This is a genomic window from Muricauda sp. SCSIO 65647 (genome assembly GCF_021534965.1).
Lineage (GTDB): Bacteria > Bacteroidota > Bacteroidia > Flavobacteriales > Flavobacteriaceae > Flagellimonas_A.
On record NZ_CP091037.1, the window covers coordinates 1,850,141 to 1,863,757 of the forward strand.

Here is a 13,617-nt window from a genome sequence, read left to right on the forward strand (position 1 = left end):
ATTTGTTGAAAATCCAAAGGTTTAACGAATTTTAACCCTTTACTGCGATTTAATGCCGAGCCAAAATTTTTCGTACTTCGGCGATGATCACATTGGGCCTATCGTGATGAATATAATGACCACTTCCATCAACGATGAGATGCGTGCTTTTTGGAGACATTTCAGCCAGTTCATTTTGAAAGACCAACCATTGATCCCTTAGTTTTTTGCTTTCTAAAATAGATGATTTTTTACCTGCGGTCAAAACGGAAATCGGAACTTCTGGAAAACCGGGTTTTCCATTAAAATCATTATGGGCATTTTTGACAATATCGAGCTCATACTTTCGGTTACTTTTTTTGATAGACATGACCAATGTGTTATAGATCAACCCATGTTCGTTTTTAAAATACTCGAATTGCCCTGGGTGTGAAGCATCCAAAAAGATAACTCCGGTTACTTGCCCAGGGTACAATCGTGCAAACATATTGATGTATAATCCACCCGCCGAGTGCCCGATCAATAGGTAAGGAGGGGGCACGTTATTTGACCTAAGGTTTTGATGTAATTGTTGGGCTACCTCGACCACGTTCTTGGGCGGATCGACCACTGTACTCGAACCATACCCTGGTCGGTTATAGGCGTATACCTTTGCTATGGTGGCCAACGAGTCAAGAATGGGTCTCCAAGTGTCCATTGTCGGGCCCATGCCTGTTTCGAGCACTATGGTGGCCGTACCTTCACCCATGATGATCTGCTCAACGGTTCTATTTTTGACTTGTTGTCGGGTAACATTTTGCAATGGGGCGCAGTTAACGAACAGAAGAACTGTTAGAAGCGGCAAGAAGCTGTATGAGAATACGTTTTTCATTACTTTGATTTTCGATTTACTGACTATTTGAAAAGCGCTCTCCCATGATTCGCATTGCCTCAAGAACCGCGGGAATACTTTTTTTCCCTTCCCTATCATAAGAATTGGTCACTGCAAAATTGGAAAAGGTTCGATCGGCACTTAAGAAAAGTTGGGCGAACCATTTGGCATTGCTACCTGAATGAAAAATACCATTTTCAGTAACATTCCACCCTAGGGCATAACCAGAATTACCGACCTCTTTATGTAATAGATCCAAAGTCTCTGGTTTTACGATATTCGTTTTCCCCATGTGCAATTCGATATATTTTGCCAAATCATCCAATGTGGTGTGAACGGTACCTGCAGGCCCTAAGGCAATGGGGTTGTCAGAGAAAATATCCATTGGGTCCTTGGGCTCCCATTCCCCATGTTCAAACTGATGTCCCCAAGGCTGCTCATCACCGTCATTGCCAGGGGCACCAAAATGGGTATTTTCCATAGCAAGGGGATCGAAAAGATAGGTGGTCATCAGGTCTTCCCAAGAGGTTTGCATAATCAGCTCTAACATAACACCGGCAACCACATAGCCATTATTGCTGTAGGCGAAACCATTTTCTCTTGGTTGGTTCAAAACGGCAATGGCCCATTCTTGCCTTATTTCAGAGATGTTACTTGTATCGTGATGGTCAACAGAATAATCATTTGGCGAGACACCACTTGTATGCGACAATAATTGTATGAAGTTGACCTCTTTATATTCCTCGAGATATCCTTCAGAAGCGACATCGCCAATAGTGGTCGTCCATTCTAAATGGCCTTTTTCGACCAATATCCCTATCAAGGTCGCGGTCATCGATTTTGTAATGGAACCAATGTGCCATTTGTTGTTCGTACTGACCTGGGTTGTCGTATGGGCAGAGTGAACCCCAACGGCTTCTTTTTCCAAAACGCCATTTGTGCCCATGGTCATTGTGGCAAGTGAAGGAACATTTAGGTCTTCAAGAATTTTTTCAAGATTGGGCACCAATAGCGTATCACCTGCTTTTCCTACACTCAAAGAGGGGGTGGGCACAATGGGATCATTGTCTTTACTGCAACTTAGGGTAGTAAGACTCAAGAGTGAAACAAGAAATAGAACTAGTGTTTTCATGATCGCTGATTTAAAGATTACCCGCCAAAGGAAGAGTAGCCTTGCCTCATTTTAAAACTTTGTTGACCATCGAAAGAGAGGTGTTGACAAACACCGTTTTTCCCTTTATCTGGCAACTTTTTGCCATTGGTCAACACTTATGGCATGTTGGTAAACTTTTTATTTTCAGTTAAAAAGGATTGAATACCTTTCAGGTGATTTATCACCAAGATTCCAACGATGGCCTGGAAAGCAAAACATTTTAGAAGACTGATCGTTCATTCATTGAGTTGGCTGGGTTTTGTCTTTCTGATGAGTAGCAAGGCTGTGGATTTGACATGGGGATTTTTCGCTCGTTCAGAAGGATCCATTTTTCTTCCGGTGCTCTATGGAACTGTTTTTGGAGCTATTATTTTTTATGGCAATTATTACTATTTGATTCCCAAATATTTTAGCCAACGCAAGAAATGGAAATATTGGTTTTTTGCTGTCGGGTCGCTCTTGGTGGTTTGTGCCATAGAATCTCTGGTCGATATTTTGGTACTGATTCAAAAGCATGGCCTTCAAGAAAAAAACAGCGATGGTTCCGAAGATTTTGGGGCCTTTGCAACTTTGGTTTTTGCCAATACCTTGACGGCCAATTTGGCCTGTCTCATTTTTTCATTTGCCTATCGATTTCCAAAAGATTGGATTAGAAATGAAAAGCAAAAGAACCAGTTGGAAAAAGACAAGTTGCGTTCAGAACTCGATTTTTTAAAAGCGCAGATCAACCCCCATTTTTTGTTCAACGGGATCAACAGCATTTACCACTTGATCGGTTCGAACAATGAATTGGCGAAGCATACCCTGCTTCAGTTTTCGGGACTGTTGCGCTATCAATTATACGAGTGCAATGTAGATTTCATTTCCTTGCAAAAAGAACTTGAATATTTGAAGAACTATGTGAACATTGAAGAGATAAGAAAAGGGGAAGATGCGGTATTCTCTATTGATTTTCCCGATATGTCAGACAATCAATTCAAGGGGTTAAAAATCGCTCCTTTATTGATTTCGCCCTTTTTAGAGAACGCATTTAAATATTTGAGCCATAATTCAGAAAGAGAACGAAATTATGTGAACATTGCCCTTGGGGTAACGGGCAATGTACTGCACATTTTTATTGAAAACAGCACAGATCCCAAACTAAAGAAGAAACCCGAGAGCGAAGGGGGCATTGGCTTGGTCAATGTGAAACGACGACTGGCATTGATGTACCCCAATGACAAGCATCAATTGACAATTTCTTCTGAAGACCGTAAATTTCAAGTAGAATTGATACTCAGTTTGCATGAAAATTAATTGTTTGATCATAGATGATGAGGCCTTGGCCCGAAAAGGATTGCAAGAGTATGTTTCCGCCTTGGATTTTCTTGAGCTCAAGGGGCTGTGCAAGAATGCCATACAGGCCAATACGCTTTTAAAAGCAGAGGACATACACCTTATTTTTTTGGATATTGAAATGCCCTTGATTTCGGGGATGGATTTTCTGAAATCATTACAAAACCCGCCTAAAGTCATTTTTACAACGGCATATACCGAATATGCGGTCGAAAGTTTCGAATATGACGTGGTCGATTATTTGGTGAAGCCCATTTCAATGGAACGGTTTCTGCAGGCCTGTAATAAGGCCCACAAAGTCATTCTCGGCGATCAAAAAGAAGGTATTGCCGATACAAAACCTGCAGATGAAGATGATTTTCTTTTTGTTCGTATCGACAAAGAATTGGTGAAAATAAAGTTTGATGATATCCTGTTTGTGGAAGGCATGCAGAATTACGTCAAAATTTTTACCAAAGAGCAAACCTATATTGCCCATTTGCCACTCAAGAATGTAATGGAATGTCTCCCCAAAGAATCGTTTTTTCAGGTTCACAAGTCTTTTATATCGTCACTGGACAAAGTTGAGGTCATAAGTGGCAACCAATTGATCATCCAAAACCATAAAATACCCATAGGGCGCACCAAGAAAGAAGCTGTCTTGGCGTTGTTGACAAAAAACAGACTACTCAAAAAGTGATGTTGACCAAAGTAATTGGGGAATGAACTTAAACCAAGTCTTTTTCCACTAAATACTCAGCGATTTGTACCGCATTGGTAGCGGCCCCCTTACGTAGGTTGTCAGAGACGATCCACATGTTCAAGGTGTTACGCTGGGTTTCATCCCTTCGTATACGGCCCACAAAGACTTCGTCTTTATCATGCGCATAGATGGGCATGGGGTAGGTGTTCGTATCAGGATTGTCTTGTACGGTCACCCCGTGGGTTTCGTTGAGTAGCTTTCGTACCTCCGATAAATCAAAATCATTGTGAAATTCGACATTTACTGATTCTGAGTGCCCGCCCGCCGTAGGAATTCGAACCGCTGTTGCCGAAACCGAGAACGTACGATCGTCCAATATTTTTTGCGGCTCACGGGCAAGCTTCATCTCTTCTTTGGTATAACCGTTTTCTAAAAACACATCACAGTGGGGCAGGGCGTTTCTGTTGATAGGGTACGGATAGGCCATTTCACCCTGTACGCCGGCCATTTCATTTTCTAACTGCTGTACCGCTTTAATGCCTGTACCAGAAACCGATTGGTAAGTCGAAACGACCACCCGCTTCATTTTGTATTTTTTGTGCAAAGGGTTCAGGGCCATGACCATTTGAATGGTCGAACAGTTGGGGTTGGCAATGATTTTGTCTTCGTTGGTGAGCACATGGGCATTGATTTCGGGCACCACCAATTTTTTGGTGGGGTCCATGCGCCATGCAGATGAATTATCGACCACCGTTGTGCCGACTTCGGCAAACTTAGGGGCCCATTCCAAAGAAGTATCGCCGCCTGCAGAGAGGATGGCAATATCAGGTTTGGCAGCAACGGCGGTTTCTAGACCAATGACACTGTATTCTTTGTTTTTAAAGGTTAGTTTCTTTCCAACAGATTGCTCAGAGGCGACCAATAACAACTCGGTTATCGGAAAATTTCGCTCGGCCAACACCTTTAGCATCACTTCACCTACCATGCCTGTTGCTCCTACAACTGCTACTTTCATTGCATTTGATTTTAGAGAGCAAATGTACTGCACGTATTTGGTTGTACAATACTTCTTGAAGCGTATTTCAAAAAATCACAGATTGTTATAAATAAAACAACCACCATGTTTTGTCATGGTGGTTTGGGTTAAACCTGGTGTAGCGGTCTGCCGCTTACGGCCATTATTTTTTCAGCGCATCGCGTATTTCCATCAAAAGATCTTTTTCTGATGGCCCGGGGTCTGGAGCCGGTTCTTCTTTCTTCTTCATTTTGTTGACGCCTTTGACGATCAAGAACATGACAAATGCCACGATCAAGAAGTCGATTACATTGGTGAGAAAATCACCATATAGAACAGCAACTTCGCCCACTTTTTCACCCGCATCGTTCATGGTTCCTTCTTTGATAATGTATTTTAGGTTTTTAAAATCCGCATCGAACAAGAGACCGATGAGAGGAGAAACGATACCTCCGGTAAAAGAGGCCACCACCTTGTTGAAAGCGGCACCCATGACGAAACCTACAGCAATATCGACGAGGTTTCCTTTCATGGCGAAATCTTTGAATTCGCTAACAAATCCCATTTCTATAGTTTAATTGGTTAATACGGTAACAATGTAGGCAAAAAAGCGATGTATAGCAATAGAGCCATCCAATTTAGGGGATGATCAGCCGTTTGACCCGTTGCGAGATGGCGGTCAATATTTCGTAAGAAATCGTATGGGCAGAAGAGGCGAATTCTTCTGCGGAATGGTTCCCGCCAAAAATAACGACCTCATCGCCCTCTTCACAATCGATGTCAGTGACATCGATCATAATCATGTCCATGCAGACATTACCGATAATCGGCGCTCTTTTCCCCTTGACAAAGACATGGGTCTTGTCACCCCCATATTGCCTTCCTATACCATCGGCATGGCCAATGGGAAGCGTGGCCGTGATTCGATGGCCGTCTGATTTGAAAGCACGGTTATAGCCAACACTTTCGTCAGGTTCTATTTTGTGCATTTGTGAAATAACGGTTTTCAGTGTGGCAACGGGTTTGAGTATTTCATCAATTTCATGATGGTTGCCATACCCATATAGCCCGATACCACTGCGTACCATTTCGAACTGTGCTTCAGGATAGTTGATAATGCCCGATGTGTTCAGCATATGTCGTACGGGCCGATGGCTCAGTTTTTGGGTGAGCGCTGTACTGATTTTTTTAAAGGTGTCGATTTGTTGAAGACTGAACGCGCGTTCATTTTCGTCTTCTGAAGCGGCCAGATGGGAAAAAACAGAAACTATTTCGAGCTCGTCCCTTCCGTCCAACACTTTTAAGATATGATTCACATCATTTTCCCAAAATCCGAGACGGTTCAGGCCCGTATTGAATTTGAGATGTACAGGATACTTATGCTGTGCCTTCTCTTTGGCCACTTGCAAAAAGTCACGCAATATTCGTGGTGAATAAAGACTGGGCTCTAGACAGCGGTCTATGAGCTCGCCAAAATTGATCACTTGGGGGTGCAGTACCAAAATGGGGGTTTTGATACCGGCATCGCGTAAAAGCACCCCTTCTCTGACATAGGCCACAGCAAAGTAATCAACCTTCAAGGCCTCAAGTTTTTTGGCTATCGATACCATATCACTGCCATAGGCAAATGCCTTTACCACAGCCAGAAATTTGGTCTGCGGGTCGAGCCTTGATTTGAAATGGTCGAAATTGTGTTCGAGTGCAGAGAGGTCAATTTCAAGAGTGGTCTCACCGATTCTACCCATTGGCCGCTTTCTTTTCAGTGATGATTTCTTCGGCATCGACCTGCATCTTGCCGACCTTTTCTTTCAACATGGCCTTATAGAAAGCCGCTCGGCTCAAAGGCTCGTACTCATCGGTCTCGCCCAAGAGTACCAACTTGTCATCATTTGATTTTCTAAAACTGTAATTGGCAAGGTTTCCGGTACGGGTGCAAACGGCGTGAACTTTGGTCACATATTCGGCGGTGGCCATTAAAGCGGGCATGGGGCCAAAGGGATTGCCTTTGAAATCCATATCCAATCCGGCGATGACCACTCGAACACCTCGATTGGCCAAATCGTTACAGACCGTTATGATCTCATCATCGAAAAACTGGGCCTCGTCGATTCCCACCACATCACAGCTGTCGGCCAAAAGGCGAATATTTGCCGCGGCCGGTACAGGGGTCGACCGAATTTCGTTGTCATCGTGCGAAACCACCATTTCCTCATCATATCGGCTATCGACGATAGGTTTGAAGATTTCGACCTTTTGCTTTGCAAACTGCGCACGGCGCAATCGTCGGATCAATTCTTCGGTCTTGCCCGAGAACATAGATCCGCAGATGACCTCTATCCATCCGAACTGTTCTTTATGATTGACCGTGTTTTCGAGAAACATGTTGTACTTTTAAACGAAAGTAAGCTGTTTTCCGTTTCTATTAAAAGGAAGTTTAAAATTACTAAAATTTACACCGGCCATTTAGAACAAAATTTAACCTTTTGTTCAATAAAGGGCACGGATTTTGGTGTTACATTTATATAAAGAATTATAATGATGAAGCGTAAGATTAGGGAAGAGCTGGTAAAACTGTCAACAGATATCATCACTTCACGTGAAGATAAAGAACTGACCGACCTTTATGAAAAGGCAAAAGAATTGTATGAGAAGTTGGCGGTCTTGAAATTCATCGATGAAAATTTGAACGATATCGAGGTCGATGTATCGAAAAATGTATTGGCTGCCCGTTTCGAAAAAATGGCTACCGCTGTTATAAGCGGCAATACTTCAGTGCCCGAGACCAATCCCCATGAAGAAGATATCATTACCCCAGGTATGGAAACGATAAAAGATATGGTATCTGAAATGCCCAGTGAGGCCGTAGAATATATATTTTCAGATTTCATCGCCAAGCCGACGAATATGAAAAGTGATAAGGAGATTTTGACACCGGAAGTATCCGAAATCGAGGCGGAAAAACCCAAACAAAAGTCACTCAATGACAAGTTGACCACCAAAAAGCTACAGATAGGCCTCAATGACCGTTTGGCCTTTGTGAAACATCTGTTCAATGAAAACACTGAAGATTATAACCGGGTCATTTCTCAATTGAATACCATCGATACCGAAGAACGCTCCATGTCTTTTATCGATAATATGGTGAAGCCCGAGTATAACGGTTGGGAAGGAAAAGAAGAGTATGAGAATCGTTTCAAGGCACTGATCGAGCGTAAGTTCGCATAGTGTGGCTTTCTTCTTACCTTTAGCAACGAACCAATATCATCTTGTTTATGCTTAAAAAGATTCTCTATTGGGCGTCAACCGGTATTTTGACGCTTATCATGCTTTTTTCTGCTTACAACTACTTCTTCAACCATCAAGCGATTGCTGACTTTTATGTGAACATGGGGTATCCCACCTACTTGATCTATCCTTTGGCAATTGCAAAAATCTTGGGGTTGGCCGTCATTTGGGGCAATTTTTCAAAGGCCCTAAAAGAATGGGCCTATGCGGGGTTTTTCTTCAATACGGTTCTGGCCTTTTTTGCCCACTATATGGTGAATGATGGGCAGCATATGGGAGCACTCATTGCTTTTGTGGCGGTAATGCTTTCTTATTTCACAGGAAAGGAAGTTAGGCCTTAACTTCACCCCATGGGAAAGTTATATTTGGTGCCCACGCCCATTGGCAATTTGGAAGACATGACCTTTCGGGCCATCAAGGTGCTCAAAGAGGTTGATTTGATTCTGGCGGAAGACACCCGCACCAGTGGGAAGCTCTTGCAGCATTATGAAATCTTGACCCCAATGCAGAGCCACCATATGCACAACGAGCATAAAACGGTAAACGCCTTGGTCGAACGTATGAAATCTGGGGAAATTTTTGCCCTTGTTTCAGATGCGGGCACCCCGGCCATTTCCGATCCGGGATTTTTATTGACAAGGGCCTGTATCGAAAACGATGTTGAGGTCGAATGCCTTCCTGGGGCCACGGCCTTTGTTCCGGCGTTGGTGAACAGTGGCCTGCCCAATGACCGATTTGTTTTTGAAGGTTTCCTTCCCATAAAAAAGGGTCGCCAGACACGGTTGATGGCCCTAAAGGAAGAGACCCGTACCATGGTGTTTTATGAGAGTCCGCATAAATTATTGAAGACCTTGACCCAGTTTACGGAGTATTTTGGAGAAAACAGACCAGCTTCGGTCTCTCGAGAACTCACCAAACTATATGAAGAAAACATCCGCGGAACGCTATCAGGGGTATTGCAACATTTCACAGAAAACCCGCCTAAGGGAGAACTGGTCATCGTGGTAGCTGGAAAGAAATGATGGAAAAACTGCTTTCAGATATCAGAAACTGCACGGTCTGCACTAAGCATCTGCCCTTGGGGCCACGCCCTATCGTTGCGGCAAATTCAAAAGCCAAAATCGCCATCATCGGCCAAGCACCTGGTAAGAAGGTGCACGAAACGGGCATACCATGGGACGACCCCAGCGGAAGGCAATTGCGAAAATGGCTGGGTGTCACTGATGAGGTGTTTTATGATGAGACCAAGATGGCACTTATACCCATGGGTTTCTGCTATCCCGGAAAAGGCAAATCAGGTGATTTGCCGCCCCGCACCGAATGTGCCCCACTCTGGCATGAACCACTATTAAAAAAAATGCCAAACCTGCAGATGATTATTTTGATTGGCCAGTATGCCCAAAATTATTATTTGGGGAACAAAATGGGCAAAAATTTGACCGAAACGGTGAGGAACTTCAAAGACTACTTGCCCGAATATTTTGTGTTACCGCATCCATCACCAAGAAACCGGTTTTGGTTAAGTAAAAATCCGTGGTTCGGAGAAGAAGTTTTGCCTAAATTGAACAACTTGGTCTCTAAGTTCATTTAAGTTGCCATTCTTCTGGTCACGGGAATGACAAAGAAGAAAAACCTAATTTCTAATAGCGAAGCGGTCTAGCGTCTAAAATCTAATACCTACTCCCATCATGTTTTCCTTTCTGCCAACCGTATTTGCCCAGATATTGCTCGGCGCTTTCTACGGCACCATCTTCGATCGAGGTACCCATTGAGTCATTCCAGCGATTGAGGTACCCAAATAGCGAGATGACCCCCAACATTTCAACAATTTCACCATCATTCCAATATTTATGAAGTTGTCTTTTGATTGTGGCATTCACGGTATTGGGTACCTGTGAGGCGGCCAACGCAAAATCCAAAGCGGCGCGTTCTGCATCAGAAAAGGCCTCGTGGGTGCGGTATTCCCAAATATTGTCTAATTGTTCTTGTTTGGCACCATAGCGCTCAGCGGCTCTAATGGCATGGGCTTGGCAATAACGGCAACCCGTGGCATTGCTGCTCACCCAGGCTATCATGCGTTTTAGGGCCGAGGTAACACGCCCTTCATTGGCCATGACGGCCTTGTTCAAATTAATGAAGGCCTTTGAAATAGCCGGTCGGTGCTGCATGGTCAATACCGAATTTGGGCAAAAACCCAAGGTCTCGTTAAAGAATTCGGCCAGTTCTTTGGTCTCTGGGTCGTGATTGGGGTCTAGTGGTTCTACAAGTGCCATCGGGGGTTGATTTTATTGTACTTTTGATTTTTACAAGAAACAAAATTTTATGGCAACAACAAATCATATTTCAACAAAGTGGTTGGGCAATATGGCCTTCGAGAGTAATAATCCATCGGGGTTAACCCTGAAAATAGATGCGAGTCCTGAAGATGGGGGTGATGGGGCTGGCCTTCGCCCGAAAGCTCTTATGTTATCTGGCTTGGCAGGGTGCTCTGGCCTAGATGTTGCCTCGCTGATAAAAAAGATGAAATTGGAAGTCGATGATTTCCATATTGAGACCATTGGTTCGCTTACCGATGAGCACCCAAGGTATTATGACAAGGTCAGTATCGAATACCATTTTTACGGTTCCAATCTCAATGAGGCCAAATTACAACGTGCCGTAGACCTGTCTTTAGAAAAGTATTGTGGCGTGATGGAGATGTTCAGACGGTTTGCCAAGATGGACATTGAAACGGTTTTTCATACAAGATAAGTTCAAGCACAAGCACAAGTCCCAAGTTCAAAATGAATGATAAAAGGTATGATTTAGAAGATAGGTTAGTCGATTTTGCTGCCGCCGTCACCCTTTTTAGCGAAAAGTTGCCCAATAATTTTACGGGCAATTACAACGGTAATCAAATGTTGCGTTCGTCAGGAAGTGCGGCCTTGAATTTTGGGGAAGCCCAAGGAACCATTACTGATAGGGATTATGCCCATAGAGCAGGAATCAGCCTTAGGGAACTAAAGGAAACAAGGGTGAACCTGAAGATTTTGTCAAAAATTGAATACGGCAATGTTAACAAACGTATGAGACTATTAGACGAGGTTGAGCAGCTGATAAAAATCATCGCGACCATTATCAAAAACAAGCTGTAGATGCACTTGATCCCTACACTTGAACTTAAACTTGGGCTTGACTCTTGAACTTCAATTATGCGCTGGACACTAAAACCAAAACCTGACCAAAAAGATATCGAGCGGCTTTCCAACGAACTGAAAGTCGACGGTTTGGTAGCACAATTGCTCCTGCAACGGGGAATAACCAATTACGAGGAGGCCAAAAATTTTTTTAGGCCGCAACTCACAGATTTACATGATCCTTTTTTGATGAAGGATATGGATATTGCCGTTGGCCGAATCGAAAAGGCAATCGCCAATAAGGAAAACATTTTGATATATGGTGATTATGACGTCGATGGTACCACTGCAGTGGCCCTGTTGTTTACCTATTTGGGCGAGTACTATGAGAATGTGGCAACATACATACCTGATCGTTATACTGAAGGCTATGGGGTTTCATTTGAGGGAATAGACTTTGCCGACGACAACGGTTTTTCATTGATCATCGCCTTGGATTGTGGCGTCAAGGCAATTCGGCAGATTGAATATGCCAAGAAAAAAGGAATAGATTTCGTCATCTGCGACCACCATAGGCCTGGTGAACAGCTCCCAGAAGCCGTTGCGGTCTTAGACCCCAAAAGGAGAGATTGCGATTACCCCTATAAAGAACTTTGTGGCTGCGGAATTGGGTTTAAATTAACCCAGGCCTTGGCTTTGAAAAGAGGACAGACCATTGATGATCTGGAGCCCTATCTCGATTTGGTCGCCACGGCGATAGGGGCCGATATTGTACCGATAACCGGTGAAAACAGGGTGTTGGCCCATTATGGCCTACAAGTGATCAACATTAATCCACGAACCGGATTTCGGGCCATCATTGACCAGATCAAAAAGAAAACCTTGACCATCACAGATGTGGTATTTATCATTGCCCCCCGAATCAATGCTGCGGGTCGTATGAAGCATGGCCAATACGCGGTTGACCTCCTCATAGAGACCGATTTGGACAAGGCCGTTGAATTTGCCAAGAAAATTGAACTGTTCAATCTTGACCGTAGGGGGCTAGATCAAGAAATTACCGAAGAGGCCTTGATCCAGATTCGCGATAATAAAGAAGAGGAATACTTCACCTCTGTGGTCTATGCCGAACATTGGCATAAGGGCGTTATCGGCATCGTGGCCTCGAGACTGACCGAGACATACTATCGCCCCACGCTGGTCTTTACCAAAAGCGGTGATAAGCTGGCAGCCTCGGCACGTTCAGTAAAAGGGTTTGATGTATATGAAGCCTTGGAAGGCTGTTCTGACCATATAGAGCAGTTCGGCGGACATAAGTACGCTGCGGGGCTCACGTTACTTGAAGAACAATACGAAACCTTCAAGAAACAATTTGAAAAAGTGGTCTCTGAGACCATAGACCCCATATTGTTGACCCCTGAAATTTCGGTTGACACCCAGATCGAATTGAAAGACATTACACCGAAATTAATGCGAATCATTCGCCAATTCGCTCCCTTCGGGCCTGGCAATATGACGCCTATTTTTATGGCCAAAGATGTTCAAGACACGGGCTATGGAAGAGGGGTGGGCGAAGATGAAAAGCATTTGAAGCTTTCATTGACCCAAAAAGGCTCAAGGCCTATTGGTACTATTGGGTTCAATTTGGGAAATAAACTAGATGTGGTAAAAAAGAAACATCGTTTTGATGTTGTATTTTCTTTGGATGAGAATGAATGGAACGGACAAGTGAGCCTGCAATTAAAACTAAGGGATATCAAATGAGAATAGAACATTTGGCCATTTGGGTAGCTGACCTTGAAGCCATGAAAGATTTCTATGAAATCCATTTCAATGCCAGGGCAGGAGAGCGGTATGAAAACCCAACGAAAAACTTCACCTCCTACTTTTTGGATTTTGGTACAGGTTCGAGACTTGAATTGATGCACAAACCGGAAATTCCTTTTTTGGTGAGTCAAGAAAGTGAACGTCTCGGACTGGTTCACTTTGCCATTTCAGTAGGGTCAAAAAGAAAAGTCGACACCCTGACCGAAAAACTCAGAGCTGATGGTTTCAGTATAGTAGGCGAACCTAGAACCACAGGCGATGGCTACTATGAAAGCGTAGTGCTCGACCCTGAGGGCAACCGAGTCGAGATTACTGAATAGCCTGCCACATACGTCCATATTCCAATACTTTTTT

At 43.7% G+C, this 13,617-nt stretch carries 17 protein-coding genes; 10 read left to right on the top strand and 7 right to left on the bottom strand.

Translation table 11 applies throughout. The features are described 5' to 3' along the window. Positions 1 to 49 precede the first annotated feature (49 nt). Together L0P89_RS08215 and L0P89_RS08220 are read right to left on the bottom strand one after the other, a co-directional pair. A complete protein-coding gene (locus L0P89_RS08215; RefSeq protein WP_235267923.1) occupies positions 50 to 850 on the bottom strand; it encodes an alpha/beta fold hydrolase in 801 nt (266 codons plus the stop codon). 16 nt (positions 851 to 866) lie between these two features. After that, positions 867 to 1,982 (bottom strand): serine hydrolase domain-containing protein, encoded by a 1,116-nt coding sequence (locus L0P89_RS08220; protein ID WP_235267924.1) that lies wholly within the window; start codon positions 1,980 to 1,982, stop codon positions 867 to 869. 219 nt (positions 1,983 to 2,201) lie between these two features. On the opposite strand from L0P89_RS08220, the gene L0P89_RS08225 reads away from it, so the two are divergent. Together L0P89_RS08225 and L0P89_RS08230 are read left to right on the top strand one after the other, a co-directional pair. Further along, a complete protein-coding gene (locus tag L0P89_RS08225) occupies positions 2,202 to 3,299 on the top strand; it encodes a sensor histidine kinase (RefSeq protein WP_235267925.1) in 1,098 nt (365 codons plus the stop codon). After that, positions 3,289 to 4,017 carry a LytTR family DNA-binding domain-containing protein gene (locus tag L0P89_RS08230; RefSeq protein ID WP_235267926.1) on the top strand — a complete coding sequence of 243 codons (729 nt, stop codon included), beginning with the start codon at positions 3,289 to 3,291 and terminating at the stop codon, positions 4,015 to 4,017. The genes L0P89_RS08225 and L0P89_RS08230 overlap by 11 nt, the downstream gene beginning before the upstream one ends. Before the next feature lie 28 nt (positions 4,018 to 4,045). Here the strand turns inward: L0P89_RS08230 and L0P89_RS08235 are convergent, their stop codons facing one another. The 4 genes from L0P89_RS08235 to L0P89_RS08250 form a co-directional block, all read right to left on the bottom strand. Next, complete coding sequence (locus tag L0P89_RS08235; protein ID WP_235267927.1) at positions 4,046 to 5,035, bottom strand: aspartate-semialdehyde dehydrogenase; 990 nt, start codon at positions 5,033 to 5,035, stop codon at positions 4,046 to 4,048. A gap of 163 nt (positions 5,036 to 5,198) precedes the next feature. Further along, positions 5,199 to 5,600 (bottom strand): large conductance mechanosensitive channel protein MscL, encoded by a 402-nt coding sequence (gene mscL / locus L0P89_RS08240; protein ID WP_235267928.1) that lies wholly within the window; start codon positions 5,598 to 5,600, stop codon positions 5,199 to 5,201. A 73-nt stretch (positions 5,601 to 5,673) separates the two neighbouring features. Then, on the bottom strand, positions 5,674 to 6,780 hold the full coding sequence (gene alr / locus L0P89_RS08245; RefSeq protein ID WP_235267929.1) for an alanine racemase: 1,107 nt from the start codon (positions 6,778 to 6,780) through the stop codon (positions 5,674 to 5,676). Then, the gene (locus tag L0P89_RS08250; protein ID WP_235267930.1) at positions 6,773 to 7,417 is read right to left on the bottom strand and encodes a thymidine kinase; all 645 of its coding nucleotides are present in this window, start codon (positions 7,415 to 7,417) and stop codon (positions 6,773 to 6,775) included. Before L0P89_RS08250 ends, alr begins: the two co-directional genes overlap by 8 nt. Before the next feature lie 156 nt (positions 7,418 to 7,573). Here L0P89_RS08250 and L0P89_RS08255 point away from each other — a divergent pair, with 156 nt between their 5' ends. The 4 genes from L0P89_RS08255 to L0P89_RS08270 are packed head-to-tail and all read left to right on the top strand — an operon-like array spanning position 7,574 to position 9,911. Then, the gene (locus L0P89_RS08255; RefSeq protein WP_235268009.1) at positions 7,574 to 8,260 is read left to right on the top strand and encodes a hypothetical protein; all 687 of its coding nucleotides are present in this window, start codon (positions 7,574 to 7,576) and stop codon (positions 8,258 to 8,260) included. 47 nt (positions 8,261 to 8,307) lie between these two features. Continuing rightward, positions 8,308 to 8,661, top strand: coding sequence for a DoxX family protein (locus L0P89_RS08260; RefSeq protein WP_235267931.1), 354 nt, complete (start codon positions 8,308 to 8,310; stop codon positions 8,659 to 8,661). A 9-nt stretch (positions 8,662 to 8,670) separates the two neighbouring features. Continuing rightward, positions 8,671 to 9,342 carry a 16S rRNA (cytidine(1402)-2'-O)-methyltransferase gene (gene rsmI, locus L0P89_RS08265; protein WP_235267932.1) on the top strand — a complete coding sequence of 224 codons (672 nt, stop codon included), beginning with the start codon at positions 8,671 to 8,673 and terminating at the stop codon, positions 9,340 to 9,342. Continuing rightward, complete coding sequence (locus L0P89_RS08270; RefSeq protein WP_235268010.1) at positions 9,342 to 9,911, top strand: uracil-DNA glycosylase family protein; 570 nt, start codon at positions 9,342 to 9,344, stop codon at positions 9,909 to 9,911. The genes rsmI and L0P89_RS08270 overlap by 1 nt, the downstream gene beginning before the upstream one ends. A gap of 79 nt (positions 9,912 to 9,990) precedes the next feature. On the opposite strand, the gene L0P89_RS08275 is transcribed toward L0P89_RS08270, so the two are convergent. Further along, on the bottom strand, positions 9,991 to 10,593 hold the full coding sequence (locus L0P89_RS08275) for a carboxymuconolactone decarboxylase family protein (RefSeq protein ID WP_235267933.1): 603 nt from the start codon (positions 10,591 to 10,593) through the stop codon (positions 9,991 to 9,993). 49 nt (positions 10,594 to 10,642) lie between these two features. On the opposite strand from L0P89_RS08275, the gene L0P89_RS08280 reads away from it, so the two are divergent. Genes L0P89_RS08280 through L0P89_RS08295 form a run of 4 tightly spaced genes read left to right on the top strand, consistent with a single transcriptional unit; the run spans position 10,643 to position 13,583 of the window. Further along, the gene (locus tag L0P89_RS08280) at positions 10,643 to 11,071 is read left to right on the top strand and encodes an OsmC family protein (protein WP_235267934.1); all 429 of its coding nucleotides are present in this window, start codon (positions 10,643 to 10,645) and stop codon (positions 11,069 to 11,071) included. Positions 11,072 to 11,103: 32 nt separating this feature from the next. Then, positions 11,104 to 11,454 (top strand): four helix bundle protein, encoded by a 351-nt coding sequence (locus tag L0P89_RS08285; protein WP_235267935.1) that lies wholly within the window; start codon positions 11,104 to 11,106, stop codon positions 11,452 to 11,454. 57 nt (positions 11,455 to 11,511) lie between these two features. Continuing rightward, entirely contained in the window at positions 11,512 to 13,200 is a 1,689-nt protein-coding gene (gene recJ, locus L0P89_RS08290) for a single-stranded-DNA-specific exonuclease RecJ (RefSeq protein WP_235267936.1), read from the top strand. Then, a complete protein-coding gene (locus L0P89_RS08295; RefSeq protein ID WP_235267937.1) occupies positions 13,197 to 13,583 on the top strand; it encodes a VOC family protein in 387 nt (128 codons plus the stop codon). Before recJ ends, L0P89_RS08295 begins: the two co-directional genes overlap by 4 nt. Positions 13,584 to 13,617: the final 34 nt, after the last annotated feature.

Bases quoted from the DNA above. Each gene is read 5' to 3' on its own strand.
- mscL (WP_235267928.1), bottom strand. From the start codon at position 5,600: ATGGGATTTGTTAGCGAATTCAAAGATTTCGCCATGAAAGGAAACCTC.
- L0P89_RS08215 (WP_235267923.1), bottom strand. From the start codon at position 850: ATGAAAAACGTATTCTCATACAGCTTCTTGCCGCTTCTAACAGTTCTT.
- L0P89_RS08285 (WP_235267935.1), top strand. From the start codon at position 11,104: ATGAATGATAAAAGGTATGATTTAGAAGATAGGTTAGTCGATTTTGCT.
- L0P89_RS08255 (WP_235268009.1), top strand. From the start codon at position 7,574: ATGAAGCGTAAGATTAGGGAAGAGCTGGTAAAACTGTCAACAGATATC.
- L0P89_RS08235 (WP_235267927.1), bottom strand. From the start codon at position 5,035: ATGAAAGTAGCAGTTGTAGGAGCAACAGGCATGGTAGGTGAAGTGATG.
- recJ (WP_235267936.1), top strand. From the start codon at position 11,512: ATGCGCTGGACACTAAAACCAAAACCTGACCAAAAAGATATCGAGCGG.
- L0P89_RS08280 (WP_235267934.1), top strand. From the start codon at position 10,643: ATGGCAACAACAAATCATATTTCAACAAAGTGGTTGGGCAATATGGCC.
- L0P89_RS08220 (WP_235267924.1), bottom strand. From the start codon at position 1,982: ATGAAAACACTAGTTCTATTTCTTGTTTCACTCTTGAGTCTTACTACC.
- rsmI (WP_235267932.1), top strand. From the start codon at position 8,671: ATGGGAAAGTTATATTTGGTGCCCACGCCCATTGGCAATTTGGAAGAC.
- alr (WP_235267929.1), bottom strand. From the start codon at position 6,780: ATGGGTAGAATCGGTGAGACCACTCTTGAAATTGACCTCTCTGCACTC.
- L0P89_RS08275 (WP_235267933.1), bottom strand. From the start codon at position 10,593: ATGGCACTTGTAGAACCACTAGACCCCAATCACGACCCAGAGACCAAA.
- L0P89_RS08250 (WP_235267930.1), bottom strand. From the start codon at position 7,417: ATGTTTCTCGAAAACACGGTCAATCATAAAGAACAGTTCGGATGGATA.
- L0P89_RS08295 (WP_235267937.1), top strand. From the start codon at position 13,197: ATGAGAATAGAACATTTGGCCATTTGGGTAGCTGACCTTGAAGCCATG.
- L0P89_RS08260 (WP_235267931.1), top strand. From the start codon at position 8,308: ATGCTTAAAAAGATTCTCTATTGGGCGTCAACCGGTATTTTGACGCTT.
- L0P89_RS08225 (WP_235267925.1), top strand. From the start codon at position 2,202: ATGGCCTGGAAAGCAAAACATTTTAGAAGACTGATCGTTCATTCATTG.
- L0P89_RS08270 (WP_235268010.1), top strand. From the start codon at position 9,342: ATGGAAAAACTGCTTTCAGATATCAGAAACTGCACGGTCTGCACTAAG.
- L0P89_RS08230 (WP_235267926.1), top strand. From the start codon at position 3,289: ATGAAAATTAATTGTTTGATCATAGATGATGAGGCCTTGGCCCGAAAA.